24 protein-coding genes and 1 tRNA gene are annotated in these 22813 nt (G+C 69.6%); 14 read left to right on the forward strand and 11 right to left on the reverse strand.

The features are described from left to right. Positions 1 to 3 precede the first annotated feature (3 nt). Together J3P44_RS08930 and J3P44_RS08935 are read left to right on the forward strand one after the other, a co-directional pair. Positions 4 to 522 carry a VOC family protein gene (locus J3P44_RS08930; RefSeq protein ID WP_255889957.1) on the forward strand — a complete coding sequence of 173 codons (519 nt, stop codon included), beginning with the start codon at positions 4 to 6 and terminating at the stop codon, positions 520 to 522. Beyond that, positions 519 to 1685 (forward strand): luciferase domain-containing protein, encoded by a 1167-nt coding sequence (locus J3P44_RS08935; RefSeq protein WP_255889958.1) that lies wholly within the window; start codon positions 519 to 521, stop codon positions 1683 to 1685. Before J3P44_RS08930 ends, J3P44_RS08935 begins: the two co-directional genes overlap by 4 nt. Before the next feature lie 23 nt (positions 1686 to 1708). On the opposite strand, the gene J3P44_RS08940 is transcribed toward J3P44_RS08935, so the two are convergent. The 5 genes from J3P44_RS08940 to J3P44_RS25460 all read right to left on the reverse strand — a co-directional run bounded on the left by J3P44_RS08940 (position 1709) and on the right by J3P44_RS25460 (position 5924). Then, positions 1709 to 1894: a YbdD/YjiX family protein gene (locus tag J3P44_RS08940; protein WP_255889959.1), complete on the reverse strand. Its 186-nt coding sequence runs from the start codon at positions 1892 to 1894 to the stop codon at positions 1709 to 1711. Beyond that, the gene (locus J3P44_RS08945) at positions 1894 to 4035 is read right to left on the reverse strand and encodes a carbon starvation CstA family protein (RefSeq protein ID WP_255889960.1); all 2142 of its coding nucleotides are present in this window, start codon (positions 4033 to 4035) and stop codon (positions 1894 to 1896) included. The genes J3P44_RS08940 and J3P44_RS08945 overlap by 1 nt, the downstream gene beginning before the upstream one ends. A 258-nt stretch (positions 4036 to 4293) precedes the next feature. Beyond that, positions 4294 to 4908 (reverse strand): NADPH-dependent FMN reductase, encoded by a 615-nt coding sequence (locus tag J3P44_RS08950; RefSeq protein WP_255889961.1) that lies wholly within the window; start codon positions 4906 to 4908, stop codon positions 4294 to 4296. A 174-nt stretch (positions 4909 to 5082) separates the two neighbouring features. Further along, positions 5083 to 5772, reverse strand: coding sequence for a DUF981 family protein (locus J3P44_RS08955; RefSeq protein WP_255889962.1), 690 nt, complete (start codon positions 5770 to 5772; stop codon positions 5083 to 5085). Further along, a complete protein-coding gene (locus J3P44_RS25460; RefSeq protein ID WP_255889963.1) occupies positions 5769 to 5924 on the reverse strand; it encodes a hypothetical protein in 156 nt (51 codons plus the stop codon). Before J3P44_RS25460 ends, J3P44_RS08955 begins: the two co-directional genes overlap by 4 nt. A gap of 61 nt (positions 5925 to 5985) precedes the next feature. Between J3P44_RS25460 and J3P44_RS08965 the strand changes: the two genes are divergently transcribed. The 11 genes from J3P44_RS08965 (at position 5986) to J3P44_RS09015 (ending at position 17406) form a co-directional block, all read left to right on the forward strand. Beyond that, positions 5986 to 6591, forward strand: a complete 606-nt coding sequence (locus J3P44_RS08965; protein WP_255889964.1) for a TetR/AcrR family transcriptional regulator — start codon at positions 5986 to 5988, stop codon at positions 6589 to 6591. Positions 6592 to 6687: 96 nt separating this feature from the next. Beyond that, on the forward strand, positions 6688 to 9570 hold the full coding sequence (locus J3P44_RS08970) for a Na+/H+ antiporter subunit A (protein ID WP_255889965.1): 2883 nt from the start codon (positions 6688 to 6690) through the stop codon (positions 9568 to 9570). Beyond that, a complete protein-coding gene (locus J3P44_RS08975) occupies positions 9567 to 10001 on the forward strand; it encodes a Na(+)/H(+) antiporter subunit C (RefSeq protein WP_255889966.1) in 435 nt (144 codons plus the stop codon). Before J3P44_RS08970 ends, J3P44_RS08975 begins: the two co-directional genes overlap by 4 nt. Next, positions 9998 to 11704 (forward strand): Na+/H+ antiporter subunit D, encoded by a 1707-nt coding sequence (locus J3P44_RS08980; protein WP_255889967.1) that lies wholly within the window; start codon positions 9998 to 10000, stop codon positions 11702 to 11704. The genes J3P44_RS08975 and J3P44_RS08980 overlap by 4 nt, the downstream gene beginning before the upstream one ends. Continuing rightward, positions 11701 to 12291, forward strand: coding sequence for a Na+/H+ antiporter subunit E (locus J3P44_RS08985; protein ID WP_255889968.1), 591 nt, complete (start codon positions 11701 to 11703; stop codon positions 12289 to 12291). The genes J3P44_RS08980 and J3P44_RS08985 overlap by 4 nt, the downstream gene beginning before the upstream one ends. Beyond that, positions 12288 to 12566, forward strand: a complete 279-nt coding sequence (locus tag J3P44_RS08990; protein WP_255889969.1) for an MrpF/PhaF family protein — start codon at positions 12288 to 12290, stop codon at positions 12564 to 12566. The genes J3P44_RS08985 and J3P44_RS08990 overlap by 4 nt, the downstream gene beginning before the upstream one ends. Next, positions 12563 to 12931 carry a monovalent cation/H(+) antiporter subunit G gene (gene mnhG, locus J3P44_RS08995; RefSeq protein WP_255889970.1) on the forward strand — a complete coding sequence of 123 codons (369 nt, stop codon included), beginning with the start codon at positions 12563 to 12565 and terminating at the stop codon, positions 12929 to 12931. The genes J3P44_RS08990 and mnhG overlap by 4 nt, the downstream gene beginning before the upstream one ends. Positions 12932 to 12995: 64 nt before the next feature. Beyond that, on the forward strand, positions 12996 to 13898 hold the full coding sequence (locus tag J3P44_RS09000; RefSeq protein ID WP_255889971.1) for a universal stress protein: 903 nt from the start codon (positions 12996 to 12998) through the stop codon (positions 13896 to 13898). 131 nt (positions 13899 to 14029) lie between these two features. Next, positions 14030 to 14215, forward strand: coding sequence for a hypothetical protein (locus J3P44_RS09005; protein WP_255889972.1), 186 nt, complete (start codon positions 14030 to 14032; stop codon positions 14213 to 14215). Positions 14216 to 14233: 18 nt separating this feature from the next. Continuing rightward, complete coding sequence (locus J3P44_RS09010; protein WP_255889973.1) at positions 14234 to 15022, forward strand: HAD family hydrolase; 789 nt, start codon at positions 14234 to 14236, stop codon at positions 15020 to 15022. A gap of 50 nt (positions 15023 to 15072) precedes the next feature. Next, positions 15073 to 17406 carry a glycoside hydrolase family 65 protein gene (locus J3P44_RS09015; protein ID WP_255889974.1) on the forward strand — a complete coding sequence of 778 codons (2334 nt, stop codon included), beginning with the start codon at positions 15073 to 15075 and terminating at the stop codon, positions 17404 to 17406. Between the two features lie 118 nt (positions 17407 to 17524). Here J3P44_RS09015 and J3P44_RS09020 read toward each other — a convergent pair. Further along, positions 17525 to 17598: transfer RNA gene (locus J3P44_RS09020), tRNA-Pro, on the reverse strand. Between the two features lie 212 nt (positions 17599 to 17810). Between J3P44_RS09020 and J3P44_RS09025 the strand changes: the two genes are divergently transcribed. Continuing rightward, the gene (locus J3P44_RS09025) at positions 17811 to 18512 is read left to right on the forward strand and encodes a M23 family metallopeptidase (RefSeq protein WP_255889975.1); all 702 of its coding nucleotides are present in this window, start codon (positions 17811 to 17813) and stop codon (positions 18510 to 18512) included. A gap of 17 nt (positions 18513 to 18529) precedes the next feature. Here J3P44_RS09025 and der read toward each other — a convergent pair whose 3' ends face one another. From der to aroH, 5 genes are read right to left on the reverse strand one after another with little or no spacing between them, the layout of a single operon-like run. Continuing rightward, entirely contained in the window at positions 18530 to 19885 is a 1356-nt protein-coding gene (gene der / locus J3P44_RS09030; RefSeq protein ID WP_255889976.1) for a ribosome biogenesis GTPase Der, read from the reverse strand. 18 nt (positions 19886 to 19903) lie between these two features. Next, positions 19904 to 20641, reverse strand: a complete 738-nt coding sequence (locus J3P44_RS09035; RefSeq protein WP_255889977.1) for a lysophospholipid acyltransferase family protein — start codon at positions 20639 to 20641, stop codon at positions 19904 to 19906. After that, positions 20638 to 21342 (reverse strand): (d)CMP kinase, encoded by a 705-nt coding sequence (gene cmk, locus J3P44_RS09040; protein WP_255889978.1) that lies wholly within the window; start codon positions 21340 to 21342, stop codon positions 20638 to 20640. Before cmk ends, J3P44_RS09035 begins: the two co-directional genes overlap by 4 nt. 11 nt (positions 21343 to 21353) lie before the next feature. Then, positions 21354 to 22439, reverse strand: a complete 1086-nt coding sequence (locus J3P44_RS09045) for a prephenate dehydrogenase (RefSeq protein ID WP_255889979.1) — start codon at positions 22437 to 22439, stop codon at positions 21354 to 21356. Further along, a complete protein-coding gene (gene aroH, locus J3P44_RS09050; RefSeq protein ID WP_255889980.1) occupies positions 22432 to 22809 on the reverse strand; it encodes a chorismate mutase in 378 nt (125 codons plus the stop codon). The genes J3P44_RS09045 and aroH overlap by 8 nt, the downstream gene beginning before the upstream one ends. Between the last annotated feature and the right edge of the window lie 4 nt (positions 22810 to 22813).

Raw genomic sequence — 22813 nt, forward strand, 5'->3', positions numbered from 1 at the left:
ACGATGACCGTCAACGCCGTCCGCCTCAACCACGCTGTGCTGTACGTGGCCGACCTGGAGCGGAGCATCGCGTTCTACTCCGCCGCGTTCGGCATGACGGTCATGGCGCGCGAGCCGCGTGCAAACGCCGCATTCCTGCGGCTGCCGCGCTCGGGTAACCACCACGACCTCGGCCTCTTCGGGGTCGGCGCCCAGCCGCCGCGACCGCGCGGCAGCCTGGGGCTCTACCACCTGGCCTGGCAGGTCGACACCATCGAGGAGCTCGAGGAAGCGAGGGCCACCCTGGCCAACCTCGGCGCGCTGACTGGGGAGTCCAGCCACGGGGCCACCAAGAGCCTCTACGGCGCCGACCCGGACGGGAACGAGTTCGAGGTGATGTGGATGCTGCCCAAGGCCCACTGGGGTGCGTACGAGAACGCCGCCCCCATCGAGCGGCTCGACCTCGCCGGCGAGGTCGCCCGATGGGGCGGCGTCCGCACCGCTGGCGAGCTCGTCCCGCTGGGCGCGGCGGACGGGTCATGACCAGCGGCACGTTCTCGTCGCCCGTCGTCGCGACGTACGGCAGCACCGACCCGGCGGCTCCGCTCGCCGTCCTGCTGCACGGGCGTGGCTCCAACGAGACCGAGATCCTCGGCCTTGCCGCGGACCTGCCGGCCGGACCGGTATACGCCGCCGTCCGCGCCCCCATCGCCGAGGGCGGCGGCTACGCCTGGTTCGCCAACCGCGGCATCGGGCGCCCGCTCGCCGACTCGCTGCGCACCACCATGGACTGGTTCCGGACCTGGCTCGACCAGGTCGCCCCTGCCGGTCGGCCGGTGCTCCTGGTCGGGTTCAGCGGCGGTGCCGCCTTCGCCGGCGGCCTCGTGCTCGATGACCCCGCCCGCTACGCCGGAGCCGCCGTGCTCTACGGCACCCTGCCGTTCGACGCCGGGCTCGCCACCGACCCCGGGCAACTCGCCAACCTGCCTGTCTTCGTCGCCCAAGGCGACGGGGACCATGTCATCCCCCGCGAGCTGCTCGACCGGACCTGGGACTACCTACTGTCCGAATCCGGTGCCCCCACTGTCGCCCAGCGCCAGCCCGGCGGCCACCAGCTCACCGGCGCGACGGTCCACCACCTCGGTGACTGGATCGCCCACCGACTCGCGTTCATCGACCACCACGGCGCCACCCCCGCCGGACCTCGCCCACAGGTGACGTGGCCGACCCTCCCCACCGGCGAGCTTCCGGCCCGTGTCGGATCGCGTCCCGAGGTGAGCTGGACCATCCCCCAGCAGCAACAGACCCAGAACGCACCCGGCGAGCTCCAAGAACGCCTCGACGAGCAGCTCCGCCCCCTTCCCGGCGTCGATGTGGGGCCCTCCCGCATCTCGGTGCCCGGCGCACGCGGTTTCACCCTCCGCGACGGCTCCGACGACGAACAGGCCCACCTCGTCGCCCAGGTCGGGGAGTTCGCCCACCTGCACCCGGAATACGACGAGTCGCTGCACCTCGTGCTACCCCCGGACCTGGCCGCCGACGTGTCCACCAAGGGCTGGGGGCGACCCCACATGTGGGCCGGAACCCGCCTCTCCCCCGGCTTCACGATGGTCCATGGCCCTCGTGACGAGGACGAGCTCGCCACCGTTCGAGGCATCGTGGCCGCCAGTCACGCCTACGCCAGTGGAGTATCGGCGGTTCTTTGACCGGAGCCGACCGTAGGGTCGGCTCAGCAGCAGCGTGCTCCCGGCGAGTGCTCGCGCTGATGATCCCGTCGGTGCTCGAACTCGCGCCGGGTCATGGGCCGTTCACCGAACGCCGCGCACTCCGCGACGTACTCGTCCCACTTGGCCTCGCCCGTGAACTGTCGGACGTACCAGTGCAGCGTGCGCGCGATCCTCGTGATGCCGTTCATCAGCGACCTCCGTATCCGGCGCCGTGCCCGGCGGCCTCCCACTCCCGGACGGCCTCCTTCTCAGCAGGTGTCGCGACGAAGTCGGACGGGGCGACCAGGTGCGACTCCTGCCACGGCACCTCGGTGGTGGGCAGCCCACCGGCGCGGACGGCCTTGACCCAGATGAGGAACGCATTGGCCACCACCACGATCACGAGCAACGCGAACAAGGCCTGCAGAGTGCCGTTGAGGGTGGAGTTGAACACCACCTGCTCCATCTGGTCGGTGCTGGTCGCCGGCGCCAGCACCTCCCCGGCGTCGAGGGCGTCGGAGTAGCGCTCACGCTGGGTGAAGTAGCCGATGGCGGGGTTGTCGGAGAAGACCTTCTGGTAGCTGGCGGTCATGGTGGTGATGAGGTCCCAGGCGAGGCCGACGCCGGGCACCCACACCCATTTCACCTTGCCGTGCTTGATCAGCAAGGTCACGCACAGCGTCAAGGCGATCGCGGCGAGCAGTTGGTTGGCGATGCCGAAGAGCGGGAAGAGCTGGTTGATGCCGCCGAGGGGGTCGGTCACCCCGACGTAGAGCATGTAGCCCCACAGGCCGACCACCACGGCGCTCGCCGACCAGGAGGCGGGTTTCCAGGAGAGGTCGGCGTATTTGGGCCAGACGTTGCCGATGGTGTCCTGAAGCATGAAGCGGCCCACCCGCGTGCCGGCGTCGACCGCGGTCAGGATGAAGAGCGCCTCGAACATGATCGCGAAGTGGTACCAGAACGCGGCAAGTCCGCCGCCGAATGCCTCGGTGAAGACCTGGGACATGCCGAACGCCAGTGTCGGAGCCCCGCCGGTGCGGGAGATGAGCGTCTGCTCCTCGACTGCTGCGGCGGCCGCGGTCAGCTGATCTGGCGTGATGGTGAAGCCCAGTCCGGCGATGAACTCCGCGGCCGTGGTCGGGTCGCCGCCGGTGGCACCGGCGGGACTGTTCATCGCGAAGTAGAGGCCCGGGTCGATCACCGAGGCCGCGATGAGTGCGCTGATGGCCACGAACGACTCCATCAGCATGCCGCCGTAGCCGATCATCCGGACCTGGCTCTCCTTGGCCACCATCTTGGGGGTGGTGCCGGAGGAGATCAGCGCGTGGAAGCCCGAGAGCGCGCCGCATGCGATGGTGATGAACACGAACGGGAAGAGCTTGCCGGCGAACACTGGCCCAGTTCCCTCGCGCGCGAAGTCGGTGACCGCCTCCTGCTGCAGGACCGGGGCCGCGAGCACGAGGCCGACGGCGAGCAGCACGATCACGCCGATCTTCATGAACGTGGACAGGTAGTCACGGGGGGTGAGCAGCATCCAGACCGGCAGGATCGAGGCGATGAAGCCGTAGAGGACCAGCCCGAGGGTCAGCTGCTCCTTGGAGAGAGTCAGGGCGTCCTCGAGACCCATCTGCTCGACGTAACCCCCGCCGATGATGGCGAGCAGCAACAACCCGACCCCGATGGCGGTGACCTCCGAGACTCGGCCGGGGCGCAGCACTCGCAGGTAGTAGCCCATGAACAGGGCGATGGGGATGGTCAGGCCGATCGAGAAGACGCCCCAGGGCGACTCAGCCAAGGCGTTGACGACCACCAGTGCGAGCACCGCCAGGATGATGATCATGATCGCGAAGACCGCGATGAGTGCGGCGATGCCGCCCACCACGCCGATCTCCTCGCGTACCATCTGACCCAGGCTCTTGCCGTCGCGGCGCATCGAGAAGAACAGCACGACCATGTCCTGGACGGCACCAGCCAGGATGACGCCGACGATGATCCAGATCGTGCCGGGCAGATAGCCCATCTGGGCCGCAAGCACCGGACCGACCAGGGGACCCGCCCCGGCGATCGCGGCGAAGTGGTGCCCGAACAACACGTGACGATGGGTGACGTCGAAATCACGGCCGTTGTCGTACCTCTCCGCCGGTGTGGCCCGAGTGTCGTCGACCCCTAGCACCCGGTAGGCGATGAAACGGGCGTAGAAGCGGTAGGCGATGGCATAGGAGGCCAGGGCAGCGAAGAGAATCCACAGCGCCGAGACCTCCTCCCCGCGAGAAAGCGCCAGGACGGCCCAGCAGACGGCGCCGACGACCGCGACCGTCCCCCAGATCGCCATCGACCTCGCGGTCATGCGAGGCGGACCACCCGACGGGACTGGGGACTCTGGGGTTTGCGTCGATCGCATAGACATGGTGCGACCTCCTCCGTGCTCAGGCAGCCCGGCGGGCCGCGGGCCCTTCCCTGATCTCTCTACTCCGCACAGCGCGTCACTGCAAGGGCTTCCGCCCGCACCTGTCGTGCAGCTGGACCGACCTCGAATTCGAGGTGCCGTGAACCTGGTCCGGCCGGACCACCACCATGGGGGCGGGATCCGGCCTCTCTCCCGGCTTCATGATGGTTCACGGCGGCGCTCGTCGTCGCGGGCGGACCGCGGCGAGGTCCGCGGGAGCACCGTCAGGACGCGCTCGACATGGGTCCGGAACTCCTGCATGAAGTTGCGTAGGAATCCGGCCGTCTCGTCGTCGGAGACCTCCCCGGACTCGGCGTACATCTCGGGCCGGAAGTGGACATAGGCCTCCGGGGCCGTCATCTGACGGGCGTTGCAGAAGCTCAGCACACCGCGCAGGCTCTGCTGGGCCACGGCTGTCCCGATCTGGCCGATCGAGGCACCGATCACAGCTGCAGGCATGTGGTCGAAGGAGTTCTGCCCCCACGGCCGCGACGCCCAGTCGATCGCGTTCTTCAACGCTCCCGGGATCGAGCGGTTGTACTCGGGAGTGATGAACAGGACCGCATCCGCTGCCGCCAGGGCGTCCTTGAGCGCCTGCGCCTCCGGCGGATAGGAACCGTCGAAGTCCGGACTGTAACGGGGCAGGTTGTCGATCGGCACCTCGGTGAACTCGAGGTCGCTCGGCGCCAGCCGGATCAGTGCCTTGCTGAGCTTTCGGTTGATCGATGTCGACGACAGGCTTCCGACGAAGTAGGCGACCTTGTACGCACTCATGGCGACTCCTCTATGGACCCGTGGGCGGGCGCCGACGGGAGGTGGACCTGGCTCCATCCACGCTCGCACCGGGCGGGCCCCCGCACCAGCGCACCCAGCGTCAAGAGCCCCTGGGGGCCAGGGGCTCTCGGCTGGTCAGTCGCATCCTCGGCCGCGCTGCGGCCGGCCGTCAGATCACCACTTGTGCATGGTCCCGTGCTCGATGTTGTAGTACATGCCGATGTGCGTGTAGAAGTTCATCGCCCCGAAGAGCAGGAACACGACGCCTCCGACGACCCAGGCCCAGACTGCCCAACGGAGAAGCTGGGGCCGGTCGGTCCACAGTGCGGCCGCGAAGAGCAACGCTCCGATCGCGACGACGCCCCAGAGCCCGCCGAGGAACAGCGCCTCGAGGATGGGTAGGTGTCCGAACCGACCACTGATGGGTTCCTCCGGAGGAGCCGCACCGAGCTGGAACCGGACGAAGGTGATGGCCAGGACTCCCATGGCCAGACCGAGTGCGCCGACGAAGATCCCGACCGGCTTGAACGCTGCCAGTGTCGCGGCGTTGGCGTCTGCAACCTTGCCCGCATAGAGCGCACGGTGGCGCCAAAGGTAGACGGCGGCGAGGAGCAGCAGTGCTCCGAATGCCGCGGCGGGCTGGCCGAAGGCGATGTTGGCGTACTCGAATCCACCCCCACCGAAGGGCCAAGTCACGGTGGTGTGGATGCCCAGCACGAGGAGCAGGACTCCGGTGACTCCGAAGAACCCTGCCCAGCCCTCGCTCTCGATGCGGGTGCCCTTGATGATCTGCGCCAGGAAGGCCGCGAAGCCCAGTAGGCCCGCGCCTGCCGTGAGTGCGACCAGTTCGTTGTAGACGATCACGTCGTCCACCCTCCTTCTGTGCCCTCGATGGGCACTGTCTCGTTGTCGAATCGATCGGCTGCCACCGCGAGGTGGATCACGCCGGCGATCAGGAGGGCTGTCACCGTGACGACGAGTGGGATCAGCAACATCCATGGCAAGAACTCGTTCACAGCGCCCTCCTTCGGTCGTTGGGTTTGCTAGAATAACGCTACGCGTAGCGTAGTTATTCCGATGAGAGGTCCCACGTTGAGCAGCTCTTCTTCTCCCGGGCGTCCCCGTCGTGCCGAGACGGACGCCAGCATTCACGGGGCGGCTCTGCGCCTCCTGCGCGAGGGAGGTTCGCGCGCCGTCACCGTCGAGGCCGTGGCGGCGGAGTCCGGCGTCGCCAAGACGACCATCTACCGCCGCTACTCCGATCGGGAGGCCGTGCTGCGTGCAGCGCTGACCGCAGCCATCGTTCCGCCCCTCGAACCGGTCGGCGAGACACCGCGGGACAGGATCCGGTGGGCGCTGGGCCAGGCGTGGCACCAGATGTCCGACGTGCTCGGACCAGGGGGCCTGGCTTCGATCCTCAGTGACGACGACCCGCGGTTCAGCGAGCTGTTCCGTGGCGTCCTGAATCCCTACGCCGACGCGCTCGTGGAGCTGATCCGCGCGGACATCGCCGCTGGGACGCTTCGTGGCGGGCTGGAGCCGGACACTGTCGTGAGCCTGCTGATCGGTGCCTACCTGGGCGAGCTCGTGCGACGCGGCGTCGTCGCCGACGACTTCATCGACAGGTGCGTGGACCTGATGTGGGCCGCCATGACGGAGCGTCCGACACGCGGTCGACGCTAGTCAACGGGCGGCCTGGATCCGTCCGAATCGGGTGCGGCTCGCCATCGCTGACTTCTCTACAGTGTGGCTGTCCGGACGAACCAGGAGGAGGGTTTCTTGATCATCCTCGTCGCTGCGCACTTCGTCGCTGCCATGTTGGCTCCGGCGTTGGTCGCGAGGCTGGGGCGGCGAGCCTTCCTGGTGCTGGCGCTCGTGCCGCTGGTCGGATTTCTGTGGATGCTGGGACAGACCCGTGGCGTGCACGCCGGGCGGGGCGTGGTCGAAGTCATCGACTGGGTGCCCAGCCTGGACATCGAGCTGGCCTTCCGACTGGGGGCACTTCAGTGGCTGATGGCGTTGATCGTGACGGGCATCGGCGCGCTCGTGCTGGCGTACTGCGCCTGGTACTTCGCTGACGACGACCCCGGTCTGTCGTCCTTCTCCGGCAACTTCGTCGCGTTCGCGGGATCGATGCTCGGCCTGGTCGTGTGCGACGACCTGCTCGTCCTCTACGTCTTCTGGGAGCTGACGACCGTCTTCTCCTACCTCTTGATCGGCAGCGACCCGGCCCAGAGGGCCAGTCGCCAGGCAGCCATGCAAGCGCTCATCGTCACCACACTGGGCGGGCTGGCCATGCTGGTCGGGATGCTGGTGCTCGGCCAGGAGGCTGGCACGCACCGGATCAGCGCACTGCTCGCCGACGCGCCGACCGGACCAACCACCACGGTCGCGATCGCCCTCGTCCTCGTCGGTGCGCTCTCCAAGTCAGCCCTCATCCCGTTCCACTTCTGGCTCCCAGGTGCGATGGCGGCGCCAACCCCCGTGAGTGCCTACCTGCACGCCGCTTCCATGGTGAAGGCCGGCGTCTACCTCGTCGCCCTCCTCGCGCCGGGGTTCGCCGGCACAGCGGGATGGCACGAGATCGTGTTGACGCTCGGCGTCGGAACCATGCTGCTCGGTGGCTGGCGTGCGCTGCGCCAGTACGACGCGAAGCTGCTGCTCGCCTACGGGACCGTGAGCCAGCTCGGATTCCTCCTCATCGTCTTCAGCATCGGCACCCGGGCGACGGCTATCGCCGGTCTGGCGCTGCTGCTCGGGCACGCGCTGTTCAAGGCGACTCTCTTCCTCGTCGTCGGCATCGTCGAGCACCAATCCGGCACCCGTGACATCCGGGCCCTCTCGGGGGTCGGCAGAGAGTCGCCGGTGGTGCTCGTCACCGCCGTCGTCGCCGGGGCGTCGATGGCTGGCCTCCCGCCGCTGCTCGGCTTCGTCGCCAAGGAGAGCGTCTTCGGATCCCTGCTCGACGTCGCGCGCGAGAGCGACCGGCCGGGCCTCTCCCCCATCGCCGGCTGGCTGGTGCTGGTCGGGGTGGTCCTCGGCTCGGTGCTGACCGTTGCCTACACCGCACGTCTCCTGTGGGGGACCCTCGCCACGAAGCCGGGCCTCGAGCCCACGCCGTACACACCCGAACCAGCTGCCTTCCTGCTCGCACCGGTCGTCCTGACGGTGCTCACCGTCGGGCTGGGGTTCGCGGGCCATGCGTTGAGCGTCGTCCTCGCGCCTCATGCCGGTCAGTTCCCTTCGGGGGCTCACGACGTGGAGCTCGCGCTGTGGCACGGCCTCGAGCTGCCACTCGCGTTCTCGGCCCTTGCCCTGCTCCTGGGCCTTGGACTGTTCGTGCGCCGCAGGGACGTCGGAGCCTTCCAGGGCGCGGTCTCCTGGTCGTGGACGGCCGAGGGCGGCTACCGGCTCCTCATGCGGACCGTCGACCGACTGGCCGTGGAGACGACCGGCCTCACGCAGCGTGGATCCGTGGCGGCCTACCTCGTCGTCATCCTCGTTGTCGTGCTGCTCCTGCCCGGCGCGTCCGTGCTCACCGCGCTCGACGGCCCCGTCGACACCGTGCTCTGGGACACCCCGGCCCAAGCCGCGGTGGGAGCCGTCATGATCGTGGCCGCACTCTTCACGGCCCGCTCCCGCCGTCGGCTGCGCGCCGTCATGCTCGCCGGCGTGACCGGCTACGGGACGGCGATGATGTTCGCCCTCCACGGCGCACCAGACCTGGCCCTGACCCAGGTCCTGGTGGAGACGACCAGCCTCGTCGTCTTCGTGCTCGTGCTGCGCCGCCTCCCGGCGTACTTCACCGACCGGCCGCTGTCGCCCCGGCGCTACTTGCGGATGGCGCTGGGCTTGGCCGTCGGGTCCGTGATCGGCCTGGTCATGCTCGTCACGACGGGGGCTCGCACCGCGGACCCTGTCTCGGCGACCTATCCGGAGGAGGCCGTGGAGTTCGGGGGCGGCCACAACATCGTCAACGTGATCCTGGTCGACATCAGGGCCTGGGACACCTTCGGCGAGATCTCGGTGCTCGTCGCAGCGGCGACCGGGGTGGCGAGCCTGCTGTTCCTGGACACTCGTATCGCCGGGATCAGGCGTGTGTACGACATCCCCTTCCCGGCGTCGGTCTCGAAGGTCTCGACGCAAGCGGGACGACGCGTGTGGCTGCCCGGCCCGAGAACGCTGCCACCGGACCGTCGATCGATCATCTTCGAGGTGGTGGCCAGGCTGCTGTTCCCCGCCCTCATCGTATTCGCCTTCTACCTGCTCCTCGCCGGGCACAACAACCCCGGCGGCGGGTTCGCGGCCGGGATGGTCACCGGACTGGCGCTCATGGTCCGCTACCTCGCCGGTGGCCGCTACGAGCTCGACGAGGCCGCGCCCATCGACGCCGGAGTCCTCATGGGCACCGGACTGTTCGTCGCGGCCGTGTCTGCCCTGGCTCCCCTTGTCTTCGGTGGGGCCGTGCTCCAGAGCGCACAGGTCGACCTGGTGCTCCCCCTGGTGGGCAAACTGCACCTGGTCACCTCGACCCTCTTCGACATCGGCGTCTACCTCGTAGTGGTCGGCCTGGTCCTGGACATGCTGCGCACCCTCGGCTCCCGGATCGATCGGCAGATCCTCCGCGAGCAGCGGGATGCAGAGCAGGCGGCCGCGCCGTGAGCACGAACCTCACCCTCATCGTCACTGCCTCGGCGCTCATCGGCTGCGGGGTGTACCTCGTCCTCGAGCGCAGCCTGACCCGAGTCCTGGTGGGTCTGCTGGTCATGGGCAACGGCATCAACCTCCTGTTCCTCATCGCCGGCGGCCGTGCCGGCGACGCGCCGCTCAAAGGCAGCACCGCCCCGTCCGCCATGTCCGACCCCCTTCCGCAGGCGCTCGTCCTCACCGCCATCGTCATCGCCCTCGGCACCACGGCGTTCCTGCTGGCCATGGCCCACCGCAGCTGGCAGCTCAACTCCAACGACGACGTGCAGGACGACGTGGAGGACGCATCGATCCGCCGCCTGGCGGCGGCCGACGAGGCCTCCGACAGCCACGACCTCGCCACCGGCGGCCAGGACGACGACGTCCGCACCGAGGAAGGAGCGTGAGCAACGCGATGACGCTCCTCGTCCCGTTGCCGGTGATCCTGCCCCTCCTGGGAGCCGGCGCAGCCCTCATGCTCTCCGGGCGACCGCGGGCACAGCGGACGGTCAGCTTGTCCGTGCTCACGGCCGTCGTCGCGATCGCCGCAGTGCTGCTGGTCCGCGCCGACCAGCACGGCCCCCAAGTCGCCTGGCTGGGCGCCTGGACCCCGCCGCTGGGCATCAGCCTGGTGGCGGATCGGCTCTCCGCCCTGATGCTGCTGGTGTCGGCCGTGGTCACGCTTCTCGTGTTCGCCTACTCGGTCGGCCAGGGCATGACGGGCGACGCACGCGAGGCCCCGGTCTCGATCTACCACCCCACGTTCCTCGTGCTGGTTGCGGGCGTCTCCAACGCGTTCCTCGCCGGCGACCTGTTCAACCTCTTCGTCAGCTTCGAGATGCTGCTGTTCGCCAGTTACGTCCTCCTCACCCTGGGTGGCACCGCGACCCGGATCCGCGCCGGCACGATCTACGTCGTCGTGAACATGCTGTCGTCATCGCTGTTCCTGATCTCCATCGCGGCGGTCTACGCCGCCACGGGGAGCCTCAACCTCGCGCAGCTCGCCCAGCGCATCGAGGAGCTCCCGGACGCCGTGAGCCTGACCCTGCAGCTCCTCCTGCTCGTGACGTTCTCGGTCAAGGCCGCTGTGTTCCCGCTCTCGCTGTGGCTCCCGGACAGCTATCCGACGGCACCGGCACCAGTGACGGCGGTGTTCGCGGGCTTGCTGACGAAGGTCGGGGTCTACGCCATCTTGCGGATGCAGACACTGTTGTTCCCCGACAGCCCGCTGACCGACCTGCTGCTGTGGGCGGCCTTGGTGACGATGGTGATCGGGATCCTTGGTGCGGTTGCACAGTCCGACATCAAGCGGATGCTGTCGTTCACCCTCGTCAGTCACATCGGCTACATGATCTTCGGCATCGGCCTCGCCACCGAGGCCGGGATCTCTGGTGCCGTCTTCTACGTTGCCCACCACATCACCATCCAGACGGCACTGTTCCTGGTCGTGGGCCTCATCGAGCGCCGCGCCGGGAGCACGGCACTGCTCCGGCTCGGCGGGCTGGCGCGGCTCGCGCCCGTTCTCGGCATCTTGTTCTTCGTGCCGGCGATGAACCTCGCAGGGATTCCGCCCATGTCCGGGTTCTTGGGCAAGGTGGGCCTGCTGCAGGCGGGCCTCGAGGCCGGCACCCCCCTGGCCGTCGCGCTGGTCGCCGGCGGGGTGGTGACCAGCCTGCTCACCCTCTACGCCGTGGCGAAGACATGGACGATCGCCTTCTGGCGCACTCCGGAGCAGGCCCACGAGACCGCTCAGGCACTGCCCAACCCCGGCGAGGAGGCCGACACCCAGCACCCTTCGGTCACGATGGTGCGCCACCGTGGGCACGTGCACGTCGGCGGGACGGCGTACGCCCCCTTCGACCTCGAAGCCGCCCGGCGCGTGCGTGACGACGACGAACCCGACCGAGACCTCTACCAGCTGCTGCGTGACGACCAGCTTCCTGACCGGCTGCCCCCCTCGATGGTGCTGCCCACGGCCGCTCTGGTCGCGTTCAGCCTCGCGTTCACCCTGGTCGCCGGACCGCTGTTCGGCTACACCGACCGCACCGCCAAGGACCTCTTGCAGCGATCGCCCTACGTCGACGCAGTTCTCGGCGGAGGCAGTCGATGAGCCCGCAGCTGAAGACCCGTCGCGACGGCCGGAACCGTCCGGCGCGCTACCGAGCGCTCCAGCTCCCCATGCTGGTCTGGCTCACCGTGATATGGGTGGTGCTGTGGGGAGACGTCTCCCCCATGACGGTCGCCGGCGGGTTGGCGGTCGCCTGCATCGCCTGTCTCGTGTTCCCGCTCCCCCCGCTGCGGCTCGACGTCCGCGTCCGCCCGCTGCCCCTTGTCTGGCTGGTCGCGCGGTTCGTCGCTGACGTCGTCGTGTCCAGCGTCCAGGTCTCGCGGGTGGTGCTCCGGCGGGGGCGTCCGCCGCGCAACGCCGTGGTGGAGGTGAGCCTGCGCACCCCGTCCGACTTCGTGCTGACCGTGGTCGCTGAGATGACCTGCCTCATTCCTGGCAGCCTCGTCGTGGAGGCCAGGCGTTCCACCCACACTCTCTTCCTGCACGTGCTCGACGTCGGGGACGCAGCAGGCGTGGAGCACTTCCGCCAGAGCGTGCTCGACCAGGAGGCCCGAGTGGTGAAGGCATTCGGCCACCACGTGGACCACCTCGACGAGACCTCGCCCTCGACCTCAGGAGATCAGCCATGACCGTCGTACTCCTCGTGTGCGCGGCGATCCTGCTCGCCGCCGCCGTCTGCACCGTCGCTCGGATGACCATGGGTCCCACGTTGCTGGACCGCGCTGTCGCGCTCGACATGTTCGTGGCCATCGGCATCTGCGCCCTGGGGCTCGAGGCCGCACTGAACCGGCACACCCACACCCTCCCGATCCTGTTGGTGCTCACCCTCCTCGGGTTCGTCGGATCGGTCAGCGTCGCGCGCTTCACCCGGGGCAGCGACGACATCGACGCGGAGCGATCGTGAGCTGGGCACAGGCCGCGGACGCGGTCGCAGCGACCTGCTTCCTGGTGGGCGCGCTGCTGGCACTGATCGCCGCGATCGGCATTCTTCGGCTCCCCGACCTGCTCAGTCGGATGCACGCAGCCACCAAGCCTCAGGTGCTCGGCCTCTGGCTCGTCCTCATCGGTCTCGGCTTCCGCCTCCGGGAGCCCGAGACGGTCGGGATCCTGGTGCTCGTCGGATTCTTCCAGCTGCTCACCACCCCCGTGGCGAACCACATGGTCGGGCGGGCATCGATCCGTGCAGGTCAGGTGCGTGAGGAGCTCCTGGTCGTCAACGAGCTCGACGGCGTGATCCCGGGTCCCGGAGAGCCGCGCGGAGCACCATGAGCCTCGGGGCGGCAGCCTCGGCTGCGGTAGCGTCAGACACAGGTGAGCAACGTTCGGAGGCCACGTGAGCTACGACGAAGTGGGCGCCTGGTCGGGACGATCTCATCCTCGAGGCGCCGTGGTGGTCGGCTACAACGGCAAGGAGCACGCCCGCACCGCGTTGGTGTGGGGTGCTGAGGAAGCAGCTCGCTGCGATGCACCGCTGCTCGTGCTGTACGCCGCCAACTACCCCGGGATGACCGTCGAACCAGGCCCTGGGCTGTTCCATCGAGATCCGTTGGCGCTCGAAGCGGCCGAGGAGGTCACCGCCCGTGGAGTGGCAGAAGCTCTCGAGGTGCACCCCGGCCTCTGGATCTCGGGTGCCACCGAGGTGACGAGCCCGGCGCAGGCGCTCACCGAAGCAAGCGAGCTCGCCGAGCTCCTCGTGCTAGGCAGCCGCGGTTACGGTCGCGTCGCCGGTGCATTGCTCGGCTCGGTCGCCTTCGCCGTCGCCGCCCGGGCGACCTGCCCGGTGGTGGTCGTCAACGACGAGGCGCGTGACCGTCAGCCCGGCCCACGGCACCCGGTCGTCGTCGGCACCGACGGATCCGACGAGGGTTCTGCTGCCGTCCAGTTCGCTGCCGAGCGTGCCGCTGGTGGCTCAGCATCATTGGAGGTGGTCACGTGCACAGGCGGTCACCAGGTCAAGGATGTGGACGAAGAGGAACTTCGAGCCTCGGCGCACCGGATGGCCGTCGCGGCTGCGGCGCAGGCGCGTGCATCGCATCCTCGCTTGGCCGTCGCGGTACGAGTCGAGGACTGCCCCGCCGAGCAGACCCTGGTCGCGGCCTCTAGCGACGCAGGGATGGTGGTCGTGGGAACGCGTGGTCGTGGTGCGTTCGAGGGGCTGCTGCTTGGGTCGGTCAGCCATGCCGTGATCCACGGAGCTTCGTCCGCAGTCGCCGTCGTGACCAGCGACCCCGCCTGAGACTTCACCGCCTCCAAGCACGACGGCGCTGCACTTCGTGCTCGCCTACCGCAGAGGAATAGTTCCTTGCCCGCTTACGCTACGCTGTGCGTAGCGCAAAGGGTTTGCGCATGCCCCCTGAAGGAGCCTTCATGACATCAACACTCGCAGTGTTCATCGTGGCCGCGATCGTTCTCAGCACGATCAACTACGGAGGGATGATGTGGCTGTACGCACTCGAACAGCGACGAATCGATCCCCCGCGCCACCCCTCGACTGTTCCGTTCCCGGCCTCACCGGACCCTCGGGTCCACGACCACGAGCGCGCCGCGGCCTGAGGCAATCTGGCCGCGCCCATGACTGCCGACCTCCGTATCCCTCCAAACGTGAGCGCCCTGCCCGGTACGTTGAGGAACGTGAACCGCTTCGGACTTCCCGAACGCACCTTGGCGTGCTTGTTCGATCTGGACGGGGTGCTGACCCAGACCTCTGGAGTGCACAGGTCTGCCTGGCGTGACGTGTTCGACCCATTGCTGGCCGCCCACGACCAGCCGCCTTTCACGGACGAGGACTACCTGCGTTTCGTCGACGGCAAACCCCGCCGCGACGGGGTGCGCGACTTCTTGACCGGTCGTGGCATCACGCTGCCCGAGGGTTCGCCCGCCGACCCTCCCGAGGCCGACACTGTCTCCGGGGTCGGCAACCGCAAGAACGAGCTGCTCCTGCAGGCCCTCGCCCGGGACGGCGTGGAGGTCATCGCCGGCTCGGCCACCTACCTGCGCGCCGTGCACGACGCGGGCATCCGGACCGCAGTCGTCACCTCCTCGTCGAACGGCGCGGAGGTGATCCGCGCCGCGGGCCTCGAGCATCTCGTCGAGCAGCGCGTCGATGGCCTGTTCGCCGAGCGGGAGGCGTTGCCGGGCAAACCGCAACCAGACACGTTCCAGGCGGCCGCCCGCCTGCTCGGGGTCGAGCCCGCTCGGGCCGCCGTCTTCGAGGACGCGTTGGCGGGGGTAGCGGCCGGGCGGGCCGGCGGCTTCGGGTTCGTGGTGGGAGTGGACCGCGGAGGCCAGGCGGAGGCCCTCCGTGAGGCCGGTGCGGACATCGTCGTCGACGACCTGAGCGACCTGCTGGGCGACCAGTGACGCGCCCGGCCGAGGCACCCGTCGGTCCCTTCCACGTCGAACCGTGGCACTTGAGGACCGCGCGACTCGACCCGTCGGACCTCGCGGCGACGGAGTCCTTGTTCGCACTGTCGAACGGGCACATCGGACTCCGCGGATCCCTCGAGGAGGGCGAACCGCACGTCGTCTCGGGCACGTACGTCAATGGCTTCTACGAAGAGCGACCGCTCCCGCATCCTGAGGCCGGGTACGGGTTCCCGCAGTCCGGCCAGACGGTCGTCAACGTGACCGACGGCAAGCTCATCAGGCTGCACGTCGGGGATTCACCCCTCGACCTCCGCTACGGCCGGGTCCGGTCCCATGAGCGGGTGCTGGACCTGCGGGCCGGCGTCGTGGAGCGCCGTACGGACTGGACCGCACCCAACGGATCGAGCGTCCGCGTCACGTCGCGACGGCTGGTCTCGTTCGCCCATCGGATGCTCGCGGCGATCTGCTACGACGTGGAACCGCTGGGCGACGGGTTCTACCTGGCGCTCCAGTCCGACCTGTTGGCGAACGAGAGCAACGTCCAGCCCTCCCGCGACCCCCGCGCCCCCGCTCCCCTGACCCGACCGCTGCAGGGCGAGCTGAGCAGCTGTCACGAACACCGAGCGGTCCTGGTGCACCGCACCGCTCGCAGCGGGCTGCGGATCGCTGCCGGGATGGACCACCTGCTCGACCTCCCCGACGGTGCGGTCACCACCATGGAGTCCGACGAGGACCTCGCCCGGCTGACGGTCACCTCCGAGCTCAAGCCGGGGCAACGGCTGCGCCTGGTGAAGCTGCTGGCCTACAGCTGGTCGAGCAGGCGATCGGCTTCTGCCCTGCGGGACCAGGCCGATGCCGCGCTCGGGATGGCCAGGTTGGCCGGCTGGGACGCGCTGGCAGCGCAGCAGCGGGAGTACCTCGACGACTTCTGGGATCGGGGAGACATCGAGATCGACGGCGACCCGGCACTGCAACAGGCCGTGCGGGTGTCGATGTTCCACGTCCTCCAGGCTGGTGCACGGACCGAGTCCCAAGCCATCCCGGCCAAGGGTCTGACCGGACCGGGCTACGACGGTCATGCCTTCTGGGACACCGAGACCTTTGTGCTCCCGATGCTGACCTACACGGCGCCGGAAGCCGCCAGAGGTGCGCTCACGTGGCGCCACCACACCCTCCCGACAGCGGTGGCGCGCGCGGCAGAGCTCGGCCTCGACGGCGCCGCGTTCCCCTGGCGGACCATCCACGGCGAGGAGTGCTCCGGGTACTGGCCGGCAGGCACGGCCGGGTTCCACGTGAACGCCGACATCGCCGACGCGACGGCTCGGTACGTCGCGGCGACTGGCAATGAGGAGTTCGCGGGCACGCTCGGCATCGAGCTACTCGTGCAGACGGCTCGGCTGTGGGCATCCTTGGGCCACTTCTCCAACGAGGCGTGCTTCCGGATCGATGGCGTCACCGGCCCCGACGAGTACACCGCCGTCGTCGACGACAACGTCTACACGAACCTGATGGCCCAGCAGAACCTGCGGACGGCGGCCGACGCCTGCGGGCTTTGGCCGGACGCCGCGGCAAGACTCGGTGTCAGCCAAGATGAGATCGAGAGGTGGCGCGCTGCTGCCGACGTCGTACGGCTGCCGTACGACGAGCGGCTCGGTGTCCACGCCCAGTCGGAGGACTTCACCCAGCACGGCGAGTGGGACTTCAGGGCGACCCCGCCCGAGCACTACCCGCTGCTGCTGCACTATCCGTACTTCCAGCTCTACCGCAAGCAGGTCGTCAAGCAGGCCGACCTGGTTCTGGCCATGCACCTGCGCGGGGACGCCTTCACCGCGCAGCAGAAGGCTCGGAACTTCGCCTACTACGAGGCCCGCACAGTCCGTGACTCGTCACTGTCCGCCGCACCACAGGCCATCATCGCGGCCGAGGTGGGACACCTCGACCTGGCCTATGACTACTGGGCCGAGGTCGCCTTCACCGACATCCTCAACGTCCACGGCAACGTGGACGATGGTGTCCACATCGCCGCGGCCGCGGGCACGTGGTCCGTGGCGGTCGCCGGGTTCGGGGGGATGCGGGATCACGGCGGACGCATCACGTTCGCTCCCCGGCTGCCGCCGAAGCTCCACCGCCTGTGCTTCCGCATGACATTCCAGGGAAGAACGCTCCTCGTGGACGTCCACCGCGATCGGACAGACGGCGACGTCGCCGACGCGGCGGCGACGTACCGTCTCCTCGGCGGCGATCCCCTCGACACGTCCCACCACGGGACACCAGTGGTGCTCGCGGTCGGTGATGACGTGACCCTCCCATTACCTTCGCCACCGAACGTCGATCCGGTGACGCAGCCCTTCGGCAAGGCTCCGCAGCGCCAGACCTGACGGACCAGGCAGGCCGCCGCAAACGTTTCTGGGTCACCAAGCGCGACACAAGCCGGACGTTACAAGTAACCAAGTAGCCCCTGACCTGCGTTTCCGCAGGTCAGGGGCTACTTTTCGGTCGGGCTGACAGGATTTGAACCTGCGACCCCCTGACCCCCAGTCAGGTGCGCTACCAAGCTGCGCTACAGCCCGAATGCCTCCGGCACGAAGGCCCGCGAAGCGAGGTGAACGTTACCGCAGCCGTCGCACACCTCCTCAATCGACCCGCCCGTTCTAGTCCACGCCCCCCGGCGTGAGTGACGAATGCCTACGAGTCCCTAGTCCTTGTGGGCCATTTGCCCGGCAACGACAGACGCACCGCGGCGCTCCGCACAGGATGAACCATCAACCTGTGGGAGCCATCCGTGTCATCACTGCCGCGCCGTGCCGGCCTCGTGGTGGCCGTCGTCGCGGCGGCCATCGCTCTGAGCCTGCCTGCTCCGCGAGCCACTGCCGTTGTGCCCGAGCCCACCGTCCGCGACGGCGGGCAGCAGAGCGGCGCGCGCGAGGGCGGGCACCGGACCCGCGCGCGCGAGCTGGCGCGCCAGCTGCGCGAGCGTGAGCAGAGCCTCATGGCGCTCAACCGACGGGCCGACGCTCGCGAGCGGGCGCTCGTGGGCCGCAAGGCCGTGCTCGCGACGTACGGCTACACCGGCGACCCGGACGAGGTGCGGGCGGTGCTGCCGTTGGCGTCGTACCGCGTGTCGGCGGGCTTCGGCCTCACCGGCCCCCTCTGGGAGGCCGAGCACGGCGGCCAGGACTTCGGGGCCTCGGCGGGCGAGCAGATCGTCGCAGTGGCCGCCGGCGAGGTGACCGATGTCGCCTTCTCCGGTCCCTACGGCCTGCGCACCATCGTGACCCTGCCCGACGGCACGGAGATCTGGTACTGCCACCAGACCGACGCGTCCGTCTACGCCGGCCAGTACGTGGACGTCGCTGATCCGGTCGGCACGGTGGGGTCGACCGGCAACTCGACCGGCCCCCACCTGCACCTCGAGGTACGCCCCGCCGGCGGCGCCCCCGTCGACCCGATGGACTGGCTGATCGCCGAAGGCCTCACGCCCTGAGCCCGGACCCTCCCGTGTCAGCGCTTGCGCTTCTCGCGGGGCTTCTGCTGGATGACGATCGGCGTGCCGGCGAAGCCGAACTCTTCGCGAAGGCGGCGCTCGATGAAGCGCTCGTAGGACGCGTCCAGCTTGCCGGTCGTGAACAGCACGAACGTCGGGGGCGCCGTCGAGGGCTGCGTGGCGAACAGGATCCGGGCCTGCTTGCCGCTGCGCACCGGGTGCGGGTGCTCGGCGACCAGGCGACCGAGGAACGTGTTGAGCGCCCCCGTGCCGATCCGGGTCTCCCACCCCTCGAGGGCCTTGTCGATCGCCGGGACGAGCCGGTCCACGTGCCAGCCGGTGCGGGCGGTGAAGTTGACCCGCGGCGCCCAACGCACCTGCACCAGGTCCCGCTCGATCTCCCGCTCGAGGTAGTAGCGGCGCTCCTCGTCGACGAGGTCCCACTTGTTGAACGCGATGATCATCGCCCGGCCCGCGTCGCGGATGGTCTGGATGATCCGCATGTCCTGCTCGGAGACCGTCTGGCTGGCGTCGAGCACCAGCACGGCCACCTCGGCACGGTCGATCGCCGTGGAGGTGCGCAGCGAGGCGTAGTACTCGTGGCCGGAGGCCTGGTTGACCCGCTTGCGGATGCCGGCGGTGTCGATGAAGCGCCAGGTGCGATCGCCCAGGGTGATCAGCTCGTCGACGGGGTCGACGGTGGTGCCGGCGGCGTCGTCGACCACCACCCGGTCCTCCTTGGCCAGCATGTTGAGCAGGGAGGACTTGCCGACGTTGGGCTTGCCGACGATGGCGATCCGGCGCGGGCCGCCGACCTCCTCGAAGGACTCCTGGGGCGTCTCGGGCAGGGCCGCCAGGATCGCGTCGAGCATGTCGCCCGAACCCCGGCCGTGGAGCGCGGAGACCGGCCACGGCTCGCCCAGGCCGAGGTTCCAGAGCCCGTAGGCCTCGGCCTCGGTGCGCTGGTCGTCGACCTTGTTGGCGGCCAGGACGACTGGCTTGCCCGACGCACGCAGGATGCGTACGACAGCCTCGTCGGCGTCGGTGATGCCGACGGTCGCGTCGACGACGAAGAGCACGGCGTCAGCCAGCGTGACCGCCATCTCGGCCTGCGCGCGGATGCGCTCCGCCATTCCGCGCGCGTCCGGGTCCCAGCCGCCGGTGTCGACGACCGTGAAGGCGCGCCCGTTCCAGTTGGCGTCGTAGGAGACGCGGTCCCGGGTGACTCCCGGCCGGTCCTCCACGACCGCCTCGCGGCGTCCGATAATGCGGTTGACCAGGGTGGACTTGCCCACGTTGGGGCGGCCCACCACGGCCAGGACGGGCGTCGGACCGGAGTCGGTCTCGACGGCGACGGCGTCGTACTCACTCATGCGTGCTCACAGCTCTCTTCAATGCTCGACGAGCCCGGTGTCGGGGTCGTCCTCGGATTGTCCCGCAGGAAGGGGCCCGGGCAAGGATCGGCGCGTCTGCGAGAGGGCGCTGTCCAGCTCGGACAGCATGTGCCCTCGTAGCAACACCGACGTGGCGGTCACGTGTTCCCGCGTGCGGGGCCAGGCTTGGTGTGTCGTCTGCCACGCCCGACCGAAGACGATCTCGATGGTCGCCCCGCGCTCCGGCAAGGCGTTTGACCCGCCGCCGGGAGGCCGGGTGCCGATCATCGTGACGGGCACGACGGGGACCCCGGTCACCAACGCCAGGTAGGCCGCGCCGTGGTGGAACCGGCGCAGCTCGCCGTCGCCGCGGGTGCCCTCCGGGAAGATGCCGACCACTCCCCCGTCCCGCAGGACCCGCAGGCTGGACCGGATCGCCCCCGGGTCGGGGGCGAAGCGGTCGAGCGGGATCTGGCCGGCGCGGCGCAGGAAGCCGCCGAGTCCGCCCTCGAACATCTCGCGCTTGGTGAGCGCGTGCACCGGTCGCGGGGCGAGGACCGCCAGCAGCGGACCGTCGATGATGCCGATGTGATTGGCGGCGAGGATGACCCCGCCGCTCGCCGGGACCCGATCCGAGTGGTGCACGACCACGTCCCAGCGGCGCTGGACGAGCCATGAGGAGACCGGGCGCACCACGCCCAGCAGGCGCGTCGGAGGGTGCTCGGTGCTGCTGGCGGGGAGGTCGGCCCCGCTCACGAGCCCTCCCAGGCCTCCGGGGCGACGTGACCGGTTAGCCCGACGATGCGGTCGATGACCTCCACCAGCGTGAGGTGCGTGCTGTCGACGTGCACGGCACCCTCCGCCATGGTCAGCGGCGCGGTGGCCCGACCCGAGTCGATCCGGTCGCGCTCGAGGAGGGACTGCTGGGTGCTGGCCACGTCGGTGCCGCCCTGCTCCGCCGAGCGGCGCTCGGCGCGGGCGTCGGGCTCGGCGCTCAGGTAGACCTTGACCTCCGCCTGCGGCCACACGACCGAGCCGATGTCACGGCCCTCGACCACGATGCCGCCCTCCCCGATGACCTCACGCTGGAGCTGGAGCAGCCGGGCCCGCACCTCGGGCACCGCACTGACCGGGCTGACGGCCGCCGTCACCTCATGACTGCGGATCTCGACGGAGACGTCGACGCCGTCGACGGTGATGGTGGGCGCGAGCGGGTCGGTGCCGGACTCGATGCGCGGACGGTGGGCGGCGGCCGCGACCACTGCCGCGTCGCGTACGTCGATGCCCTCACGCAGCAGCCACCACGTCATCGCCCGGAACATCGCCCCGGTGTCGAGGTAGCGGAGGCCGAGACGCTCGGCCACGCCACGAGAGGTGCTCGACTTGCCCGACCCGGAGGTGCCGTCGACGGCGATGACGAGGCTGCTGTCGTGGGGGGTGGTGCCGGCGCTGCTCACGGGCGTGAAGGTTACCGGTGAGTGGTCCACCCGCGGGATTCGAGAGCGGCGAGCAGGTGCTCGGCACTGCCCTTCTCGACGACCAGCTCGGTGAGGCCGACCGGCCGGCCGGGGTCGTGGTCGATGTGGACGTCCTCGATGTTGACGCCGATCTCCCCGGCGTCCCCGAACAGGCGGGCCAGCTCGCCGGGGTGGTCTGGCACCGAGACGAAGACCGAGCGCGTCGGGCGGGCCGGGCCGCCGTGCTTGCCGGGGATCGCCGCCGTGCCGGCGTTGCCGCGAGTGAGGATCTCGGCCAGGTCGTCGCCGGAGCCCGTCGCGACCGCCGACATGAGCGTGTCGAGGTCGGCCCGCACCTCGGCGAGGAGGTCGAGCACCGCCTCCGCGTTGGCCCCGAGGATCTGCTGCCACAGGTCAGGGTCGCTGGCCGCGACCCGGGTCACGTCGCGCACTCCCTGGCCGGAGAGGGCGAGGTGCTCCGCGGGGGCGTGGGCGAGCCGGCCTGCGACCAGCACCGCGGCCAGGTGGGGCAGGTGCGAGGTCCGCGCGACGGCGCGGTCGTGGTCGGCGGGATCCATCAGGACCGGGGCCGCCCCGCACTCCAGCACGAGGGCCTCCACCAGGCCCACGGCGTCGGGATCGGCGGTGGCGTGCGGCGTGACGGCCCACGGCCGGCCATCGAAGAGCGCGGCACTCGCGGCGAGCGGACCCGAGCGCTCGCTGCCCGCCATCGGGTGCGAGCCGACGTACCTGCGCAGCTCGACAGGACGCACCTGCGCGGCGACGGCTTCCAGAGGGGCCGCCTTCACGCTGCCGACGTCGGTCACCACCGCGTCCGTACGTCGCAGCGCGTCGGCCACCGTCGCAGCGATCGCCGCGGGCGGCACGGCGACGACCACGAGCTGGGGACGGTCGCCGCGCGCTGCGACGCGTCCGGCGCCGAGGCCGGTCGCCGTGCGCACGTTCTCCTCCGAGGTGTCGCGCAGCACGACGTCGAGGCCGAGGCGGCGGCACACGAGGGCGATCGAGGTGCCGACGAGGCCCGCTCCGACGACCTCGACAGGTCCGGTCAGTGCCGGCAGCGGGTCGTCAGTCATGACTGGTCGTCCGGCTCAGGTCGCGGCGCAGGTTGGCCGCACCGTGGAGGTAGACGTGGGTGATCTCGGCGCGCGGCAGGTCGGTCTCCACGTGCGCCATCAGGCGGACCACGCGCGGCATCGATCCCTCGATCTCCAGCTCGCGGGCGCACACGAGCGGGACGTCGGAGAAGCCCAGCTGGCGCGCGGCATAGGCCGGGAACTCACTGGTCAGGTCGCTGGTCGCGGTGAAGATGATCGAGATGAAGTCGTCGACGTCCAGCCCGTTGGCCGACATGACGTCCGTGACCATCTCGGCCACCCGGTCCAGCATGTGCTCACGGGTGTCCTCATCGAGCTGGGTCGCACCCCGCACTGCCCTCACTGCCACGGGA

It is taken from the genome of Nocardioides astragali, assembly GCF_024436375.1.
Lineage (GTDB): Bacteria > Actinomycetota > Actinomycetes > Propionibacteriales > Nocardioidaceae > Nocardioides > Nocardioides astragali.